The organism is Pedobacter sp. 01N310 (assembly GCF_056399805.1).
The window spans coordinates 348,319-368,214 of the sequence record NZ_JBFTSB010000003.1; the positions used below are offsets into that span (position 1 = coordinate 348,319).

General features: G+C 39.6%; 13 protein-coding genes. 6 read left to right on the forward strand and 7 right to left on the reverse strand.

The window, feature by feature from the left end; genetic code table 11:
- Position 1: 1 nt before the first annotated feature.
- The 3 genes from AC1DNH_RS09495 to uvrA all read right to left on the reverse strand — a co-directional run bounded on the left by AC1DNH_RS09495 (position 2) and on the right by uvrA (position 5,053).
- Positions 2-844: a metallophosphoesterase family protein gene (locus tag AC1DNH_RS09495; RefSeq protein WP_477584502.1), complete on the reverse strand. Its 843-nt coding sequence runs from the start codon at positions 842-844 to the stop codon at positions 2-4.
- Positions 845-1,577: 733 nt separating this feature from the next.
- Complete coding sequence (locus tag AC1DNH_RS09500) at positions 1,578-2,231, reverse strand: LysE family transporter (RefSeq protein WP_477625342.1); 654 nt, start codon at positions 2,229-2,231, stop codon at positions 1,578-1,580.
- 8 nt (positions 2,232-2,239) lie between these two features.
- The gene (uvrA, locus tag AC1DNH_RS09505; RefSeq protein ID WP_477610403.1) at positions 2,240-5,053 is read right to left on the reverse strand and encodes an excinuclease ABC subunit UvrA; all 2,814 of its coding nucleotides are present in this window, start codon (positions 5,051-5,053) and stop codon (positions 2,240-2,242) included.
- A gap of 259 nt (positions 5,054-5,312) precedes the next feature.
- On the opposite strand from uvrA, the gene AC1DNH_RS09510 reads away from it, so the two are divergent.
- The 3 genes from AC1DNH_RS09510 to AC1DNH_RS09520 all read left to right on the forward strand — a co-directional run bounded on the left by AC1DNH_RS09510 (position 5,313) and on the right by AC1DNH_RS09520 (position 7,897).
- Positions 5,313-5,897, forward strand: coding sequence for an RNA polymerase sigma factor (locus AC1DNH_RS09510; RefSeq protein WP_029279592.1), 585 nt, complete (start codon positions 5,313-5,315; stop codon positions 5,895-5,897).
- A gap of 89 nt (positions 5,898-5,986) precedes the next feature.
- The gene (locus tag AC1DNH_RS09515; protein WP_029279590.1) at positions 5,987-6,181 is read left to right on the forward strand and encodes a hypothetical protein; all 195 of its coding nucleotides are present in this window, start codon (positions 5,987-5,989) and stop codon (positions 6,179-6,181) included.
- A gap of 531 nt (positions 6,182-6,712) precedes the next feature.
- Complete coding sequence (locus tag AC1DNH_RS09520) at positions 6,713-7,897, forward strand: MFS transporter (protein WP_477625343.1); 1,185 nt, start codon at positions 6,713-6,715, stop codon at positions 7,895-7,897.
- Positions 7,898-8,215: 318 nt separating this feature from the next.
- Here AC1DNH_RS09520 and AC1DNH_RS09525 read toward each other — a convergent pair whose 3' ends face one another.
- Together AC1DNH_RS09525 and AC1DNH_RS09530 are read right to left on the reverse strand one after the other, a co-directional pair.
- Positions 8,216-10,507, reverse strand: coding sequence for a multicopper oxidase domain-containing protein (locus AC1DNH_RS09525; protein WP_477583985.1), 2,292 nt, complete (start codon positions 10,505-10,507; stop codon positions 8,216-8,218).
- A gap of 15 nt (positions 10,508-10,522) precedes the next feature.
- The gene (locus tag AC1DNH_RS09530; RefSeq protein WP_477583983.1) at positions 10,523-10,999 is read right to left on the reverse strand and encodes a DUF3347 domain-containing protein; all 477 of its coding nucleotides are present in this window, start codon (positions 10,997-10,999) and stop codon (positions 10,523-10,525) included.
- Between the two features lie 656 nt (positions 11,000-11,655).
- Here AC1DNH_RS09530 and nth point away from each other — a divergent pair.
- Together nth and recA are read left to right on the forward strand one after the other, a co-directional pair.
- Positions 11,656-12,321, forward strand: coding sequence for an endonuclease III (nth, locus tag AC1DNH_RS09535; RefSeq protein ID WP_477583982.1), 666 nt, complete (start codon positions 11,656-11,658; stop codon positions 12,319-12,321).
- A gap of 135 nt (positions 12,322-12,456) precedes the next feature.
- Complete coding sequence (recA, locus tag AC1DNH_RS09540) at positions 12,457-13,470, forward strand: recombinase RecA (RefSeq protein WP_029280282.1); 1,014 nt, start codon at positions 12,457-12,459, stop codon at positions 13,468-13,470.
- A 116-nt stretch (positions 13,471-13,586) separates the two neighbouring features.
- Here the strand turns inward: recA and AC1DNH_RS09545 are convergent, their stop codons facing one another.
- A complete protein-coding gene (locus AC1DNH_RS09545) occupies positions 13,587-13,784 on the reverse strand; it encodes a hypothetical protein (RefSeq protein WP_108199335.1) in 198 nt (65 codons plus the stop codon).
- A gap of 242 nt (positions 13,785-14,026) precedes the next feature.
- On the reverse strand, positions 14,027-15,028 hold the full coding sequence (gene tsaD, locus AC1DNH_RS09550) for a tRNA (adenosine(37)-N6)-threonylcarbamoyltransferase complex transferase subunit TsaD (RefSeq protein WP_477585317.1): 1,002 nt from the start codon (positions 15,026-15,028) through the stop codon (positions 14,027-14,029).
- Positions 15,029-15,309: 281 nt separating this feature from the next.
- Here tsaD and AC1DNH_RS09555 point away from each other — a divergent pair, with 281 nt between their 5' ends.
- Positions 15,310-19,533, forward strand: a complete 4,224-nt coding sequence (locus tag AC1DNH_RS09555) for a translocation/assembly module TamB domain-containing protein (protein WP_477625344.1) — start codon at positions 15,310-15,312, stop codon at positions 19,531-19,533.
- The last annotated feature ends 363 nt before the right edge of the window (positions 19,534-19,896 follow it).

The window sequence follows — 19,896 nt, forward strand, 5'->3', positions numbered from 1 at the left end:
ATTAAAATTTGGTTTCATTTAATAGTGGCGATTGACTTGCATTTACCTGATAAGTCTGGATCTTATCATTTTCATCAACCTCTACAATGCGGTAACCTTTATAGGCCGTACCCCAGTTTCCACCGATGTGTGCATCGAAAAAGTGCGGCAGTTTATCGGTATAAAAAACGGCATCGAGACTGTGGTCGTGCCCATGGAATACTGCTTTTACATTTGCATAACTGTGCAGCAGTTTAATCGTATCCGGACATTCTATAAAAGGGCTTTCGGGCACCCAGAAATGAGGGGGAATATGCAACACCACGAAAACAGTTTTCAGGTTTTTAAACTTATCGAGTTCCTGCTTTAAAAAATCGTTGTTAGGGCATAAATAAGTGCCTTTGGTATCAGAAGTATTGGCCAAAACAAAACCTACTCCATTTTTTTCGAAAGAAAAGTTATCCTCATAGCCAAAAACCGATTTCCAGATCTTTGCATCGGCATGATCGTGATTACCCGGAATGGCATAAAAAGGAACTTTAAGTTTATCGTAATATTCCTTTTTTACTTCTGATAATAGTTCCGGACGATCGTGTACAAGATCTCCGTTAATGATCACAAAATTGAGTGGGTTTTTATCGTGCGATTCATTTAACCACTTCACAATATTCTCATGGTGCAATTTGTACTCCGTTCCAGGCTGACCATAATGTCCATCGGATGCGATGGCAAAACGCAATTTAGGAGCTTTGCCCAGTCTGGCAGGCGCGGTGTGTTCTTCAGCGAATGAAGAAAAAACTGGCGAAATACTGGCCACAACAGCTGCGGCCAAACTATTTTTTAGAAAAAATCGTCTGTTAGACATAAGGATGGGATATGTTTTGTATCAAAGCCCAATATTAGGATGACCAGGCTTCTTAAACATAAATTTAATGTTATGATTAGGTTAACCAAAGCATATCTGTGTATCAATTTTATAACAGAAAGGTCCTTGAAAATTCAGCTTAAATTTTATTCCTCGGTCTGTGTCCTCACAGAACGAAAAACAATAATTTCTTCCTATTGAGTACTTGATAAAAGCAAACCTGAAGGTCTGTGAGGACACAGACCTTGGATTAGTGATTGAAACTACCGGAACCTTTCTCCCAGTTTTTATTGCTGTTGCTACTAAAGGAAAGATCCTTCATTGCATTCAGGATGACAAATCCCTAAAATTGGGCGTCATTCCCGCGCAGGCGGGAACCACGAAGTGCTCAGCGAAGCTAATCGTAATGCAATAGCTTTAAATCCCCAATCATTCGGGAATGATGAGCCCATTCCTCGGTCTGTGTCCTCACAGAACGAAAAACAATAATTTTGTAATGAAAAATTTAGCGAAAGGACTAAAAACAAAAGGTCTGTGGGGGCACAGACCTTGGAGAAAAAATTTGTTGTTAGGTCTTCGACGAGCTCAGACAGATAACATTATCCAGAATTAATAAACCAAGTGCACCTGGTTCCGTGCTTTCCGTGTTTCCGTGGCAAAAAAAATGAGCTACCGATTCAGGGAACATCAAAAAAAAATGCCTGTGGGAGACACAGACCATGGAAAATATTTATTAAAAGATAACGATCGCCTGCTTGATGACCAGGTAAACCGCCAATGCGAACAAAAATATCGCTATCGATTTATTGATAATTAAGCTACTCAGGGCAAACTTCTCTTGGATATAGGTTGCAAAATGCGCATATAAGTAAAGTGCAAGTGTAGAACCAACGCCCGAGCCCAAACTAAAAATCACCAATGAAAGGTAATCCGTTTCAATCCATTGGTGTAAAATGACATAATTGCCAAAAAACAGCCAGAATGGAATCTGAACAGGGTTTAGCACCCCTAAAATTAACCCATATAAAACACTCCCACTTCGTTTATCCTCTTTGGTATTACTTGTTTTAGGCACTTTTTTCCTATTTTTCCAGGTAATGGTACCCATCACCAAAAACATCACGATCATAAAACAATCGACTAAAGTGCTCAAGCGCACTTCGCTTACCGCCTCGTTCGGATTGATATCGCTCATGGCCCAGCGGGCAAAACGCATCATCCCAAAGGTAAAAAACACTTCTACACAAGAGAAGGAAAGAATAAAGTACCAAACCTGCCGCATGCCCTTGTTAATAGCGAGCTGTGCAACGGTGAGATTAATGTTGCCCGGAGGAATATAACCCATGGCATTGAGAATGATGCCTATGAAAAACGTTAGAAAAAGCATTGCCGAAATTATGGATTTAAATTTAAATGCGATGCTAAATATTTTCCGGTATACGATTTTTCCACCTTAACTAAATCTTCGGGTATACCTTCAAATACCACCTGACCGCCGCCATCGCCCCCTTCCGGGCCGATATCGATTACCCAATCGGCACATTTGATCATGTCCATATTGTGTTCTATTACCAAAATAGTGTTCCCTTGTTCAATCAAGGTATTCAGCGCCTTTAGCAGTTTTTTAATATCATGAAAATGCAGACCGGTTGTTGGCTCATCAAAAATAAACAGCGTTTTATTGGCATTGTTCCCTTTAATCAAAAACGAAGCGAGTTTAATACGTTGTGCCTCACCACCCGATAAGGTATTAGAAGATTGGCCTAAATGTACATAACCCAGACCTACATCAACCAATGGATTTAATTTATTGAGGATCTTTTGTTCATCCTTAAAAAATTCTACCGCCTCTTCAATAGTCATATCCAAAATTTCAGATACGTTTTTCTCTTTGTAGGTTACATCTAAAACCTGCTGTTTGAAACGTTTTCCGTTACAGGCTTCGCAAGGCAGGTAAATATCGGCCATAAACTGCATCTCGATCTTCACCTCGCCCTCACCCTGACAAACATCGCAACGGCCACCTTCTACGTTGAAAGAGAATGCAGCTGGTTTTAAGCCTGCAGCTTTTGCCGATGCCAGACCCGAAAACAAGGCACGGATATCATCCCAGGCTTTAACATAAGTAACCGGGTTAGAACGGCTAGAACGACCAATCGGGTTCTGATCGACCATTTCTACAGCGCTTACCAGATCGTAATTGCCGAAAATGCCATCATAAGCACCCGTTTGCTCACCAGCGTAGTTGCCAATTGCCTTTTGTAATGCAGGATATAAGATTTTTTTAACCAAGCTGGTTTTACCCGATCCAGAAACACCACTTACGGCAGTAAAAACACCTAACGGAAACTTCACATCAATATTCTGCAGATTGTTTTCCCTTGCTCCTTTAATCAGGATGTGATCTTTCCACTTACGGCGTTTATCCGGAATGGCAATTTTTTCTATTCCCGATAGGTAACGGCCTGTTAAGCTATTTTTATCTTTTAAAATCTCCTCGTAATTACCACTGAAAACCAAATTACCGCCATGGGTACCAGCCTCAGGGCCAATATCAATAATGTAATCGGCTGCACGCATCATTTCTTCTTCGTGCTCCACCACCAAAACGGTATTGCCTACATTACGGAGCGAGATTAATACTTCGATCAGTTTATTGGTATCACGTGGATGCAGACCGATACTCGGTTCGTCCAAAACGTAAATAGAACCCACCAAACTACTTCCCAATGAAGTTGCCAGGTTGATCCTTTGCGATTCTCCACCCGAAAGCGTATTCGATAAACGGTTTAGGGTAAGGTAGCCTAAACCTACATTGTTTAAATAAAGGAAACGGTTATCAATCTCTGCCAATAAACGTTTGGCAATTTTGGTATCGTTGGCGTTTAATTTCAACTCGTTAAAGAAAACCAGTGCTTTTGCCAATGGCATCAGCACCACATCGATAATCGATTTCTCAGCAATCTTTACGTAAGATGCATCCTTACGCAAACGCGAGCCTTTACAATCAGGACAGGTGGTTTTGCCCCGGTAACGTGATAACATAACGCGGTACTGAATTTTGTAGGTCTGTTCTTCCAGTTCTTTGAAAAAAGCATCAAGGCCTGCAAAATATTTATTTCCTGTCCAAAGCAAGCGTTGCTCTGTTTCTGTTAAGGCACTATAAGGCCGGTGAATCGGGAATTCGAATTTTGGTGCAGCTTTAATAAAATTCTGCAACCATACATTCATTTTTTCGCCGCGCCAGGGGGCAATGGCATTATCGTAAATACTTTTGCTCTTATCAGGAATAACCAGATCTTCATCAATGCCGATTACGTTTCCATAACCTTCACAACGTTTACACGCACCATAAGGGTTATTGAAAGAGAAAAAATTCGGCGTAGGTTCTTCAAATTTTATTCCATCCAGTTCAAACCGATCGCTAAAATGTTTTGTTGTGCCCTGGCCTTCTACATAACAATCGCCTTTACCTTCAAAAAAAGCAGTCTGTGCCGAATCAGCCAATCTGCTTAATGTTTCTTCTTCCTTGTTGGTTACAATACGGTCGATCAGGATCTGAACTGTTTTATCATCCGTTAAGGCTTCATCCTTAAAGTCGGCATCATCTAAAACCGCTTCTATTTTTTCAATTTTATCGTTAATCAGAACGCGTAAAAATCCTTTCTGTAATAAAATAGCCAGTTCCTCCTTAATTGTACGGTTATTGTGCGGGTACAAAGGACAAAAAATAGTAACCGTTGTATCTTCGGGCATGGCATTTACATAATCAACCACCGTGCTTACCGAATCCTTTTTTACTTCTTTGCCCGAAACAGGCGAAATGGTTTTCCCGATACGCGAGAAAAGCAGTTTAAGGTAATCGTAAATTTCGGTCGAGGTACCAACGGTAGAACGTGGGTTGGAAGTAATAACCTTTTGTTCGATGGCAATTGCCGGAGCAATACCTTTAATATAATCAACATCGGGTTTATTCATCCGGCCCATAAACTGGCGGGCATAAGAAGATAAACTTTCTACATATCGGCGTTGCCCCTCTGCATATAAAGTATCAAATGCAAGCGAAGATTTCCCCGAACCAGACATACCTGTTACCACCACAAGTTTGTTTTTTGGAATGGCAACATCGATGTTTTTGAGGTTGTGCACACGGGCACCTTTTATGATAATATTTTTATGCGGATCTTTTTCGGCCTCTTTTTTGCTCATGTATAGTAACGAATATAATGTATAACCCCAGAATGTTGTTAGGGTTTTAAGAACATACAAAAATAGGGTACTGAGACGGTTAATTTATTTTTTAACATTTTATTTTTTGCTTTTTGATAAAAAAATAACTTTCTTTGAACATTAACAACCTCAAAACCAAACTAACACACATCAAAAAACATAGGAGAGCAGCTATAGAAATTAAACATCTACAAATTAATTTTTAGCAAATAGTACGGGATTTAGTGTAGGTAAACCTATGAATTTACAATCATATAATGATCAGGACCTGGTAAAGGTATATATTGCCGGGAACGAGAATGGATTGCAGGAACTTTTAAGAAGACATAAAAGTAAAATTTATACCTCTATCTACTTATTGGTTAAAGACCAATATCTGGCGGAGGATATTTTTCAGGATGCTTTTATAAAAGTAATTAATACCCTGCGATCGGGAAGATATAACGAAGAAGGCAAGTTTTTGCCTTGGGTAATGCGTATTGCCCATAACTTGGTTATCGATTATTTCAGAAAAGAAAAGAGAACACCAATCATCACCAGTGCCGATGGAATGGATGTATTCAATATGCTACACTTTTATGATGAGAGCGCAGAAGATAAAATGCTTCGCGACCAGACCCATAAAGATTTGAAAGCAATGATCCATTTATTGCCTGATGAGCAGAAAGAAGTGCTTTTAATGCGTCATTACGCTGATTTAAGCTTTAAGGAGATCGCAGATTTGACCGATGTAAGCATCAATACAGCATTAGGCCGTATGCGTTATGCATTGAGTAATTTGCGTAAAATGCTTAAAACAAAGGAGATGACCTACAAAGGGTAGTAAAATTGTTACATAAAATTTTTTAGGGGTTGAAATAAAGCATCTGAACTATCGTTAAGTTTATAAAACTTATCACATTTTAGTTGCTTATGACAAAAACCTCTACATCAAAAACAAATGTAAATTTACCTACACCTAACATGTTTCAGCCTAGAACTGATATTGAATCTGACGCAGAAATCGACTTATTTTATGATCAAATAAAAGGTAAGTTAGATAGACTGGCTAAAAATCCTCAAGATGAAACCATCAACAAGATTTTAGCTTACAGCAGCGCAAAGTAGAAAATCTTTACATGAGCCAAAAAAGCTTGTTCCACAGGGTGGGGCAAGCTTTTTCATTTTATGAGTTCAATAGTTCATTCACCATTCGTTCATTGGTAACTGCAAACCGGCTACGGTTTCATAATTGATGGTACTTTATTATCTTATAACTACTTACATACATTATAAACTATTTGGACATCAACTATTTGACCATATACTATCGACTATCTGACCATCAACCCCATCCTACCTCTTCCCTCTTTTCCATAAATGGTTTTATTTTATGAGTTCAATAGTTCATTCGCCATCCGTTCATTGGTAACTGCAAACCGACTACCGGTTCATAATTGATGGTACTTTATTATCTTATAACTACTTACATACATTATAAACTATTTGGACATCAACTATTTGACCATATACTATCGACTATCTGACCATCAACCCATCCTACCTCTTCCCTCTTTTCCATAAATGGCCTAATTTTTACAATCTCCTAAAGCAAAAAGCCTTACCTTTGCATAGTGTAAATTTAACACTAAGTACGCTATGAACAAGAACTTGCTCCCACTCACTTTAGGCGGTTTAGGCATCGGGATAACAGAATTTGTTATGATGGGCCTGCTACCCGATATCTCAAAAGATTTAGCAGTAACCATTCCGCAGGCAGGGCATCTAATTTCTGCATACGCTTTAGGTGTAGTAATAGGCGCACCCTTATTGATCATGATTGCCGGCAAATATCCACCAAAAATGATATTGATTGCTTTGATGATCATGTTCACGGTATTTAATGCCTTCTCTGCATTCGCACCTACTTTTGATACCCTGTTTATTGCCCGATTGCTTTCGGGTTTACCACACGGTGCATTTTTCGGGGTAGGATCGGTAGTAGCCAGCAGAATAGCCGAAAAGGGAAAAGCTGCTCAGGCGGTATCGCTTATGTTTATGGGCTTAACCATCGCCAATATTGTTGGGGTGCCATTAGGTACCTTTATCGGTCACAATTTTTCCTGGCGGATCTCTTTTGCCGTTGTCGTATTTGTTGGCCTTGTTACTTTGCTAAGTTTAAAATTATGGCTTCCAGCGCTGGAAGCCACAAAAAACCGTGATTTAAAAGCAGAACTAAGTTTCTTCAAAAAAAGAGAAGCATGGATCATCATTTTGATGATCTCGATCGGAACGGGTGGATTATTTACCTGGTACAGTTATATCGCCCCTTTAATGACAGATGTTGCAGGCTTTTCGCCAAATGCAGTAACCTATATATTAATGCTGGCAGGTTTGGGCATGATGTTCGGCAATTACGTTGGCGGCCGATTGGCCGATAAATTTTCACCAGCAAAAGCGTCTGCAGCCTTGTTGCTCACCATGGTAATTACACTAACCATTGTTCACTTCGTATCCGCAAGTCAGCCACTGGCTTTAATTATGACTTTTGTTACCGGCGCCGTATCTTTTGCGTTGGCAGCCCCAATACAGATGTTAATGATCCAGAGTGCTAAGGGCTCCGAAATGCTGGCAGCATCTGCAAGTCAGGCGAGTTTTAATATTGGTAATGCTTTAGGCGCATTCTTCGGCGGGCTTCCACTAGTTTATGGATTCGATTATACTTCGCCAGCCTATGTTGGTGCAGCTATGGCTTTGGTTGGTGCTTTTTTTGCCTTCTGGTTAATTAAAAGTAATCAGGACGTAACGGAACAGGTTAAAGTGCCAGCAACTTCCTTTCACTAAAAATATTCGTCATTGCGAACGAAGCAGCACTTTGTGATGGAGCGTAGTAATCTATATTGTTACTTTTTTTAGAAAATGAAAGTTAGTGCAAGCAAAAATTTCAGTCCTGCTGTACACTGTAGCCTCGCAGAAAAAGCTCGGGCTGCCGTTCCCATCAGGTTTAAAACGAAAGGTCAGTGCGGTTAATTAAAAACCCTTCGCAATTCCTGAATGATTGGATGTGATAGTCCAAATCACTCACTCATTCAATCATTCAAAACTCAATCATTCAAAATTAGTTGCCAGTTAACTTTTTGAGGGAGATTACAAATGCTTAGATCAATAATTAAGCGTTAAGCCTGCGCCAAAGCCCATATCGCTATCATAGTGCACAGAAATGCCCATGTATTTAGTGGTAATAAATTTAAGTCCGCCCATAAACTCTTTATCACTATTTACCATAAAGCTTGCCCTTAAGCGTTTAGAAATTGGTATATCTTCCCGCATTAACTGTAAACGAACATTACCGTCGTGGTAAACTTCTGCCTGCGCTACTACCAACATAGGCAGCGTGTAGGCAAGCCCTACACTAAACATACTTCTTTTATCCTTTGTGCTTTTTTGGCCAAAAATATTGCTTTCCTGTTCGCCAGCTTCCATTTTCCGGTAGCGCCAATCGAAACCTACAAAAGGCATTAGCCACTGCATTCTATCTACATATCGGCCAATATGAGTTTCGGTTTCAAAGCCGTGCATTTTATTGTAACCTAAGCGCCATTCAGCGCCAATGCTCCAGCGCGTATTTGCCAACATGACCATACCATCGTTTCCGTTACTGGCAAAATCGTTTTCTGCCATAAAATGAAACATCCTGTCATCGGCAAAAAGTTTTCGCTGCGCCAATTTAGGGTTTGGGATTTCGGGGTTTAGCGGCGAGTTTTCATAACTAAAGATTTTACCCATCCCACTCATCATGTGGTATAAAATGTGGCAATGAAAAAACCAATCGCCACTTTCTGAAGCGCTAAACTCAATGGTATCGCGCTCCATGGGCATAATATCGAGTACATTTTTTAAAGGAGCGTAATCGCCCTGACCATTAATTACCCTAAAATCGTGCCCATGCAAGTGCATAGGGTGGCGCATCATACTGTTGTTATATAAAATGATCCGCAGGTTTTCGCCCTTTTTAATGAGGATTTTATCTTCTTCAGAAATGGTTTTATTATCCAAAGTCCAAACATAACGGTTCATGTTGCCCGTTAACTGAAACTCCATTTCGCGGGTTGGGGCTTTAGGTAAAACCGTTTTTTCAGGTGAGCGCAACATATCGTAATTTAATGTTGTCATGGGGCCTTTTGCGCTTTTGCTACTACCCATATTATGGGCTTTATGCGCATCAGCAACAACAGTATCAGTCCCAGTATCATCCAGCTCAGCATACATTACGGTATTCATATCCATCACCTGGTTCTGCATTTTCATGCCTTCCATCTGCACCAGATTACCGTTCATATCCATCATTTCGTTCATCATTTTCATGCCTTCGAAATATTTCAATTTGGGCATTTTTTGAGCCGGCACTTTTTGCCCACTACCCAGCCATAAGGAAGCAGATTTGGTACGGTCTTCGGGGGTTACCAAAAACTCGAAGCTTTTGTTTTCGGGGATGGTTACAATTACATCATAGGTTTCGGAAACAGCAATAATCAGCCTATCTACTTCTACGGGTGTTACATCGTTACCGTCGCTGGCCACTACCGTTATTTTACCACCGGCATACGTGAGCCAAAAATAGGTAGATGCCCCGCCGTTAGCAATGCGCAACCTTACTTTATCGCCTGCTTTGAGCTTGTTTGGTACCTGATATTGATTTTTTCCATTAACTAAAAATGCTTCGTAGTACACATCACTCACATCCATGGCAGTCATCCGTTTCAGTTCGTTGGTGAGCTTGGTTTTAAAGTGCCCACCTTTTATTGCTTCGACATAACTCTGTGTTGTGCCTTTTTTTATCGCGAACCAATCATTGGCATTGTGTAATCGCCTGTCTACTTCGTGGGGCATCATATTTGTCCACTCACTCAAAACAACAGGTATCGTCGGTATAGTGGGTTCTTTTCTTTTGTTTAAGATCATGGCACCGTACATTCCAATCTGCTCCTGTAAGCCCGAATGGCTATGGTACCAATGGGTACCGTTCTGTATAATCGGAAAACGGTAAACATGGGTTTTATTGGGCGCAATAGGCATTTGGGTTAAATAAGGAACCCCATCATATTGATTTGGCAAAAATAGCCCATGCCAATGCAACGAAGTTGACTCCTTTAGTCTATTATGTACATGTATTTCTGCTGTATCGCCCTCGGTAAAAGTTAGTGTTGGCATAGGTATTTGCCCGTTAACCGCAATGGCTCTTTTAGGTTTCCCGCCAAAAGTTACCGTTGTATCGGCAACATATAAATCATAGCGCACAACCCCCGGCGACTTTTTGTTGCCTAAAGTTTCCACATCACTTGCTTTGAGGGGAGCTTTTTTTGGGGCAGCTGCTTTTACCTCACTGTGCTGATGTTGGCCAAAAGTAAAACTACTGAGCAAAATACTAAGGCAACAAACTAAAATAAACTTCATTTTGTAGCGTATGTTTTATTTAAGCACCACGGCAACCTTACCACAAGTTAACATTTTACTGCCATAATACGGATTTTTTATTGCCTCGCTTTCACTTAACCAATAGCTTTTTTTCATCGGGCAATAAGCATAATAAACAGGCTTATCGTTAAGTTTTACTGCTTTTACCAAGGCATAAAAATCGGTTGACAGGGAGGTAAAATGATCTCTTTGATGTTCAATATCTTTACTTTCCGCAATGTGCTCAGCATCAAATAATATTTTATCACGCAGAACTTTCGAAGTGTTCGTTTTCTCGTTGGCTTTTATGGCGTTAATTAATGCGGTAGCCTTGGTGCCAGCCACGCTTGCATTGCTGCTAATTAAGGCATCTTTAACTTCGTAATAAGCCTGCAAAGGGTTAACCGCTGCTGCTTTTTCCTGTGCTGATACACTGCCAGCCACAATTAGTACAAGGACATTGATTGTCCATAATTTAAATAATCTTTTCATTTTGTGTTAAGTTAAATGTTATCAACCTATTTCCTGATACCAGTTAGCGAGCTGCTTATTAATTTGCTTTGCAACCAGAACAGGGTTTTATTATTATACAAAACTAGCGCTACAGCCTTTCCGGATGTTACACATTTACCGAAAATGTTTATATAATTATCGCTTGTAGTTGGGCCATGAGGTTGGCGTTAAGCGGTTAGCGTGGATTGAGCGATTTAAACAATTAACCTTTTATAAGTAAAGGTCCTTCGACTAAGCTTTCATTGACGTTATTTTGCAATTGCTTACTAATAAGATATTTGCGACATTATGCATTTCCATCCAGCCATGCCACAGCACCGCATCCCTGTTCCGCTTAAATCCGGCCTAACAAATTTTTCGGATTCTGCTGACCCAGCCACACCGCTGACCTCTAAAGAAAAATTTTCAGCCGGTGTTTTTTGTTTCTTTTTGACATCAAAAAGAAAGAGCCTTTCGGCGGCGGTGAGCCGAGGAAAGCATGAGCTGTAGGGTAAAAAATAATCAATTATACGTCGTTAATATTGATTTTTATGAAATAAATTATTCCTCATGATAGCAAATCTCAGTTTTATCTCACACCTCTCCCATCTTCCATTTCCCATATTACATTTTCCATCTTTAACCTATATTTGCACATGCTTAAAAAAGAACGCTACAAACTTTTTGTAGAACATTTTTCGGCCAAGCAGCCTGATGCAGAAACCGAGTTACATTATAATAATCCCTACCAGCTTTTAGTGGCGGTAATCCTTTCAGCACAATGCACCGATAAAAGGGTAAACATGGTAACCCCTGCGCTTTTTCAACGGTTCCCTAATGCTAAAGCGCTGGCCGAAGCTACGCCCGATATTGTTTTCGATTACATCAGAAGTATCAGCTATCCCAACAATAAGGCAAAACACCTGGTGGGTATGGCTAATATTCTGCTTAACGAATTTAACGATGTGGTGCCTTCTGGGATTGACGACTTACAGAAAATGCCAGGCGTTGGCCGCAAAACCGCCAATGTAATTGCCTCGGTAATTTACAATGCACCGGCAATGGCGGTTGATACCCATGTTTTCCGTGTGGCCAACCGTTTAGGTTTAACCAATGGTAAAACCCCACTGGCGGTTGAAAAAGATTTAGTTAAAAACCTTCCCGAGCACGATATCCACATTGCACACCACTGGCTTATTTTGCACGGACGTTACGTTTGTGTGGCCAGAAGCCCCAAATGCGATGTTTGCGAAATTACTTACATGTGCAGGTACTTCGAACGCTTAACCACTCAAAACGAAAGAGATAAACTAAAAGCCTAAAAAATTATTTTCACTTTACTATTGATATTAGCTAAAAAACATTTACATTAGCTAAATATATTAGTATTATAAATATCAACATTTAAGCATATTAGCCGATAATCGATTATATTTACGCAATCAATGAAAAAAGAAATGAGCACTGCAAATCCAGATAAATTAAAAGCCCTACAACTTACCTTAGATAAGCTAGAGAAATCTTACGGTAAAGGTACCATCATGAAACTTGGCGATTCTGCCATTGAGCCAATAGATTTTATTTCTACAGGATCGATCAGTTTAGATATTGCTTTAGGTATTGGCGGTATCCCAAAAGGCCGTGTAATAGAAATCTATGGTCCGGAATCTTCTGGTAAAACAACTTTAGCCACACATATTATTGCCGAAGCACAAAAAAAAGGCGGTATTGCTGCTTTTATCGATGCAGAGCATGCTTTTGATCAGTTTTATGCAAAGAAACTAGGTGTTGATACCGATAACCTTTTAATCTCTCAACCAGATAATGGTGAGCAGGCATTAGAAATTGCTGATAACTTAATCCGTTCGGGTGCTATTGATGTAATTGTAATTGACTCTGTTGCCGCTTTGGTTCCTAAAAGTGAAATTGAAGGCGAAATGGGCGATAGTAAAATGGGTTTACACGCCCGTTTAATGAGTCAGGCGCTACGTAAATTAACCGGAACAATTTCGAAAACCGGATGTTGCTGTATTTTCATTAACCAATTACGTGATAAAATTGGTGTAATGTTCGGCAACCCTGAAACCACAACCGGTGGTAATGCGTTGAAATTTTATGCATCGGTACGTTTAGATATCCGTCGTATATCACAGATCAAAGATTCTGATGAAGTTTCCGGTAACCGTGTGAAAGTAAAAATCGTTAAAAATAAAGTGGCTCCACCTTTCCGCATTGCAGAATTTGATGTAATGTTTGGTGAAGGTATTTCTAAAAACGGAGAGATTGTAGATTTAGGTGTTGACTTCGGCATCATCAAAAAAGCAGGCTCTTGGTACTCTTACGGAGATACCAAACTTGGCCAAGGTAGAGACGCCGTAAAACAATTGTTAAGCGACAACCCTGAACTTGCAGAAGAATTAGAAATTAAAATTAAAGCCGAAGTAACCGGCGATAAATTGGCTGAGAAATAAGCCTATCTTAAATTCAATAATATTAAAAACGCCCTGCTAAATATTTTTAGCAGGGCGTTTTGCTTTATATGTTATAATATTTTATAGCACAGGCCTTTATTGAAAAGGCACCGTTATTAATTCTGGCTAAAAATGGCGTTAAAATCTTTGGTTACATACACAATTACCAAAAGTGCGGCAATAACCAAAGCACCTAAAATAATCACCCCCCAGCTTCCTTTTAGTTTGTTTTTGTCATTTCTGATCAACCAATATAAAATACCGATTAGCGGTATCGCGCAAACAATCCAAAATATTAACGATGCTCCAGTCATATATATAAATTCAATTTAAACAATTCTCATTGCCAGTTTTCAATTGGCGGTTTACAGTTTTTTGCCACGGAAGCACAGAAACACGGAGGTACATTGCCTTAACCACCGTAGTAAGATTGCTTCGTTCCTCGCAATGACGAACGAGGGAATTAACCGGTTTTCAGTTGCCAGTTTACCGTTAACAGTCAACTACTCTAGGCAATTAACTATTTACTAATGAACCAATGACCAATGAACCAAAATTAAAACTCCATTCTCGCCATTGGCGAAACATCCTGTCCTACGAAATCCTGTTTCAGGTATTTCTGGTAGCCTGCTATGGCAATCATCCCTGCATTATCTGTACAGTATTGAAAAGCGGGGATATATACCTTCCAGCCCAGTTCGTCGGCTGTTTGCTGTAATCCATTTCTTAAACCGGAGTTCGCCGAAACACCTCCTGCAATAGCAATTTCATTAATTCCGTATTGTTTTGCCGCTTTCTTTAACTTATTCAGCAAAATTTGCACAATGCTATGTTGAACCGATGCGCAAATATCATCTAAATTTTCGGCAATAAAATTATGGTTCTCTTTTTCCTGCTTCCTGATAAAATACAGGATAGAAGTTTTAAAACCACTAAAGCTAAAATTCAGATCGGCAATTTGCGGTTCGGCAAATTTAAAGGCCAAAGGATTTCCATGCTGTGCATGTTTATCGATCAGCGGCCCTCCCGGATAAGGCAAAGCCAGTAATTTAGCAGTTTTATCAAAAGCTTCACCCGCAGCATCATCCAATGTTTCGCCAATTATTTCCATATCAAAGTAATCTTTTACCAGCACAATCTGTGTGTGCCCGCCCGAAACGGTTAAACAGATAAATGGAAAACCTGGCTTAGGATCATCAATAAAGTGCGCTAAGATGTGCGCATGCATATGATTAACAGAAATTAAAGGTATATTTAAAGCTAATGCAAAAGATTTTGCAAAAGAAACACCAACCAGTAACGATCCTAAAAGGCCGGGGCCACGTGTAAAAGCGACAGCATTAATGTCCTGTTTTGTAACTTTAGCATTAATTAAAGCTTGTTGTACGGCAGGCACAATATTTTGTTGATGTACCCTTGAAGCTAATTCAGGTATAACACCACCATAATTTTGATGAATTGTTTGGTTTGCAATAACATTGGCAGTAATTTTGCCGTTGTTACAAATAGCAACGGATGTATCATCGCAAGAAGACTCGATAGCAAGTATAACAGACAAATTATTAATATTTAAGCTGCAAAATTATTAAAAAACTATTTAAAATACTCCTTTGGGTAATCGCATCAATAATTCTGCTGTTTGCGCTTCTTATTTTTTCGCTACAATTTAAGCCTGTTCAAACTTATTTTGCGCAGAAGGCTGCCGCATATTTATCTAAAGAGCTTAAAACCACCGTATCAATCAAGAGTCTCTACATCAAGCCATTTAAATCTATTGTACTCGAAGATTTATTGGTTTTAGATTTACAAAAAGACACTTTACTAAGCACACCACAATTTATGGTGGATATTAATCAATTATCCATTGATAAAAAGATCATTGATATCAATACCCTTCAAATTAACAATGGGCAGTTTTTCCTAAAGGATTTCAAAGATAAGTCTTCTAATCTCGATTTCATTATAAACTACTTCGATTCTGGTAAACCTACTGTAAAGAAAAAGAAAAGCAAACCATACGATATTAATATTGGCCGCATTATTTTAAATAAATTCGCCTTCAGGTATATCAATTACAGGGCAAAAGATACCGTTCAGGGCAAAAGTGTAAACTTCGAAAACGTATCTGTTAAAGAGTTGAGCGGAATTTTTGAAGGGCTCGATACCAAAAACCATTTGATTAAAACCAATATCAAAAACCTAACTTTTAAAGAGCGTAGCGGGTTTTACCTTAAAAACTTAACGGCCCAAACCACTATAGACAGTAATGCCATCGAGCTGAAAAACCTATTGCTCGAAACCAATCAGAGCCGTTTAACAAACTATTACCAAATGCGGTTTAAAAGTTATAAAGACTTTAACCACTATGTAGATAATGTTCGGATGAAGGCCATTTTTAAAGATAGCCACATCACTTCCAGAGATATAGCCTTCTTTGCGCCTGAGCTGAACACCATGAAACTCGACCTTGATGTTGATGGCCAGATTACGGGTTTAGTGAATAACCTTAAAGCCAAAAAACTATCGTTAAGAACCGGAAAAGCCACACACATTAAAGGCGATTTTATTTTAAAGGGACTGCCGAAATGGAAAGAAACCTTTATGGACCTCAACATTGAAATGGCGGGAACGAATAAAACCGATCTGGATGAGGTACTGGCCGGCATTACCAACAGCAAAAAGAAAATTGTTCCGGTAATTGTGAACAAATTCGGCAACATTAACTTTAACGGAAGTTTTACCGGTTTCCAGAACGACTTTATTGCTTACGGCGAATTTAAAACCAAACTTGGCCGTATTGTTTCGGATGTGAACATGAAAATCGATAAAAACGATGTTCCTTCATATACAGGGAACGTAAAAAGCTACGATTTTAATCTTGGCAACCTGATTGACGAAAAAAGCCTTGGCCGTATCAGCTCCTCACTGTATGTTAAGGGCCGCGGCACTGAGCTTAAAGATTTGACCGAGAAGATAAACGGCGATGTAACCTATATCGACTTTAATAATTACCGTTACCACAATGTGAAGATTGACGGAACCTTTAACAAAAAGTATTTCGATGGCAAGCTGAGCATTAACGACCGTAATGTTAAACTGGTTTTTGATGGCGGAGTAAACCTGAATCCTAAACTGCCGGTATTTAACTTTAATGCCACTATTTCTAAAGCAAGATTAAAGGCTTTAAAGCTGGTGAAAGATTCGTTGCAGGTTGATGCTAAATTTACCACCAATTTCTCGGGTACCAACCTGAACAATATCTCAGGTAAATTATTAATAGAACAAATCAGGCTGCAAAATTCGAAGGGTATCTACAGTGTTGATTCGGTACAGTTAATGGCCGCCGGAAAGGGTGCCAGCCGCGTACTGGATATCCGATCAGATATTTTAGATGCCAGTATTAAAGGTGAGTACGATTTAAATTCTATTGTTTCTTATTACAAAGCCATCGCCAAAACCTATATCCCTTCGTTAAAGGCTGATATTATCAAATACAAGAACCAGATTTTTCAGTTTAACCTGAAGGTTAAAAAGTTCGAACCGCTGGCGCAAATATTTGTCCCAGGCTTAGAATTAGAAGAAGGGGCTACATTAACCGGCGATTTCGACTCGCGCAACAATACCGCAACGCTGAACGGTTTTGTTAAGAAACTAAAATACAATGGTATTGTGGTAAACAATATCATCCTCGATGAAAATACCACCACACAACAGCTTCAACTGATTGTAACTTCAGATCGGGTGCAGATTAACGACAGTTTGTTTATTAAAGATGTAAACATTTCCAACATCCTGCGGAACGACAGTTTGGCTTTCAACGTAAAAATGTCGAACGCTGAAGAGGACAATCAGCTCGATTTAAACGGCCTGGTAGAGTTTACCAAAAACCAAGATACCACAGCAAGGCTAAGCGTATTGCCTTCTATCTTAAAAATCAACAACGAAGAGTGGCGCATCCAGGAGAAGGTACGCATCGTGCTCAACAATGGCAAAACCGAGATCACTAATTTCGATTTAACCAACGGAAAGCAGCAGGTTATTATTGATGGATTAATTTCGGAAGACCCTAAAGATTTAATCAGTGTTGGCTTTAAAGATTTCAACTTAAAAACCCTGAACCCTTTTACCAAAGGCTTTGGTGTTAAACTGGGTGGAAACCTGAACGGCACAACCGATCTGTACGGTATATTAAAAGCACCGAGGGTTGCCGACGATTTAAAGATCGATTCGTTAAACTTTAACGATATCTATATCGGTACTTTAACCGATACCTCATCATATAGCAACGAAAGCAAAAAGATCAACGTATTTACCCGCATTATGGCCGACGATTCGGAGACTTTTAAGCTGACTGGAAATCTCGATCTAAAAGAAAAAGAAATCGACCTGGCTGTAAAAATGGACGAAAGCAAGCTCACCATCCTCGAGCCTTTTGTTAAACAACTGGTATCGAATTTAAAGGGGAATATCTCGGCTGACTTAACCGTAAAGGGCAAATTAGAAAAACCTGAAATTAATGGAACCCTATCATTAGATAAAGGGCAGCTGATGGTAAACTACCTTAAAACCACTTATGTAATTACCGATGAGGTAGAAATAAACAATAGCGTAATTAAACTCGGCGATTTTGAACTTAAGGATCTGGAAGGTCATGAGGCTACCGCACGCGGCACTGTAGACTTAAACGACATCAATTACCCTACTTTGGATGTAACAGTTAACGCGAATAGCTTAATGGCCTTAAATACCACCAGCAAAGACAATTCGGTGTATTATGGCCGGGCCTACGGCACTGGTGTATTTAAGTTTACCGGGCCTACCAATAAAATGAAGATTGATATTAAGGCAAAAACTGAAAAAGGAACCGTTTTCAACCTGCCTTTAAACAGTTCAGAAACCATATCAGATAAAGATTTCATTAATTTTGTAAGCCGCGATTCGACTGTGCTGGTTAAGAAAAAGACCAACTTTGATGGCCTGACCCTAACCTTCAAATTAACCATCGACCCGAATACCACGGCGAATATATTTACAACCCTGGGTAATTTAAGTGGCAAGGGTAATGCCGAGCTAAACTTAAACATCAACAGTTTCGGCGATTTCGAAATGTCTGGCGATTATATCATCGAAACCGGAAGTTTCGATTTTACAGCACAGGAGGTAATTAACAAAAAATTCGAGATCAGGCAAGGTGGCACCATCCGCTGGACGGGTAACCCTACAGCTGCACAGATAAACCTAAAAGCAGTATACGCTTTGAGAGCGAGTTTGAACGACCTTTACAAAGCAGCCAACCGCGATGCCAGCAGTAATGCCAACCAAAGGGTAAATACTGAGGTTGAGATGGGTTTAACAGGTTTACTCTTAAAACCAGATATTAAACTTGATATTAACTTCCCTGCTCAGCCTTCTATCAAAGAAGAACTGCAAACCTATTTCAGCGATCAGAACAACCTGAACCTTCAGGCTTTCAGTTTAATTATCAGAAGAAGTTTTGCCCCTGGAAACGGAGGAGAATCGATCGGGAACCAGCTCAGCTCTACCGCAACCAGTACAGCTACCGAGTTGGTATTTAACCAGTTTAACAATGTACTTTCTTCATTAAACTTAAATTTTGTCGATCTGAATGTACGCTCGTTGAGCGAGGCCAATGCATCGTTCAAATTCTTTAGCGATCGTTTAATTATCAACGCAGGTATTGTAGATCGGAACAGTGTGAACGATTTTACCGTTATCGATTTCTCTAAAGACAATGTGGGTAGAGAGGTTGAGGCCCTTTTCTTAATTAAAAAAGATGGAAGCTTAACTGTTAAGGCCGCAAATAAACCACCTACGCAACAAAGTATCTTCTTAAACAGCGGGATTAGCTCAACGGCAAATGTAACCTCTTTCGGTTTGGTTTACACCCAGCAGTTTGATACGTTTAAGGAGTTTATCCAGAAAATTTCTGGTGCTTACCGCCGAAACCTAAAACGGAAACAAAGCCAGGCCCCTGTTAAAACCAATAAATCGATCAATAAAGAAGCAATTATCAATCAGAGTAAAGGGAATCAACGGAGGTAGAGAGGTTCATTGGTCATTGGTTCAATAGTCAATAGTTTATTGGTCATTGGTCCGGATGTCATTCTTCCTCATACGTCATTGCGAGAAGGAACGACGAAGCAATCTTCTTTGATAGACTATGTATCATTTAGGTCCTGAAACAAGTTCAGGAGGACGAACGCCGTGGGAATGACGCAAGCAAAGAAACCATGCAGTGCTCAGCGAAGCTAATCAGCCCTATAGCATTACGATTCCCAATCAAGTTGGGAATGACGCATACATAAGAAATTAACTCTGATTATGGCGGCCGTCATTCCCGCGCAATGACGATTGATCTCGATTGAAATAATGAGAATGGTTTCTCTGCTCCATACTATATGCACC

Bases quoted from the DNA above. Each gene is read 5' to 3' on its own strand.
- AC1DNH_RS09495 (WP_477584502.1), bottom strand. From the start codon at position 844: ATGTCTAACAGACGATTTTTTCTAAAAAATAGTTTGGCCGCAGCTGTT.
- AC1DNH_RS09500 (WP_477625342.1), bottom strand. From the start codon at position 2,231: ATGCTTTTTCTAACGTTTTTCATAGGCATCATTCTCAATGCCATGGGT.
- uvrA (WP_477610403.1), bottom strand. From the start codon at position 5,053: ATGAGCAAAAAAGAGGCCGAAAAAGATCCGCATAAAAATATTATCATA.
- AC1DNH_RS09510 (WP_029279592.1), top strand. From the start codon at position 5,313: ATGAATTTACAATCATATAATGATCAGGACCTGGTAAAGGTATATATT.
- AC1DNH_RS09515 (WP_029279590.1), top strand. From the start codon at position 5,987: ATGACAAAAACCTCTACATCAAAAACAAATGTAAATTTACCTACACCT.
- AC1DNH_RS09520 (WP_477625343.1), top strand. From the start codon at position 6,713: ATGAACAAGAACTTGCTCCCACTCACTTTAGGCGGTTTAGGCATCGGG.
- AC1DNH_RS09525 (WP_477583985.1), bottom strand. From the start codon at position 10,507: ATGAAGTTTATTTTAGTTTGTTGCCTTAGTATTTTGCTCAGTAGTTTT.
- AC1DNH_RS09530 (WP_477583983.1), bottom strand. From the start codon at position 10,999: ATGAAAAGATTATTTAAATTATGGACAATCAATGTCCTTGTACTAATT.
- nth (WP_477583982.1), top strand. From the start codon at position 11,656: ATGCTTAAAAAAGAACGCTACAAACTTTTTGTAGAACATTTTTCGGCC.
- recA (WP_029280282.1), top strand. From the start codon at position 12,457: ATGAGCACTGCAAATCCAGATAAATTAAAAGCCCTACAACTTACCTTA.
- AC1DNH_RS09545 (WP_108199335.1), bottom strand. From the start codon at position 13,784: ATGACTGGAGCATCGTTAATATTTTGGATTGTTTGCGCGATACCGCTA.
- AC1DNH_RS09555 (WP_477625344.1), top strand. From the start codon at position 15,310: ATGGTGGATATTAATCAATTATCCATTGATAAAAAGATCATTGATATC.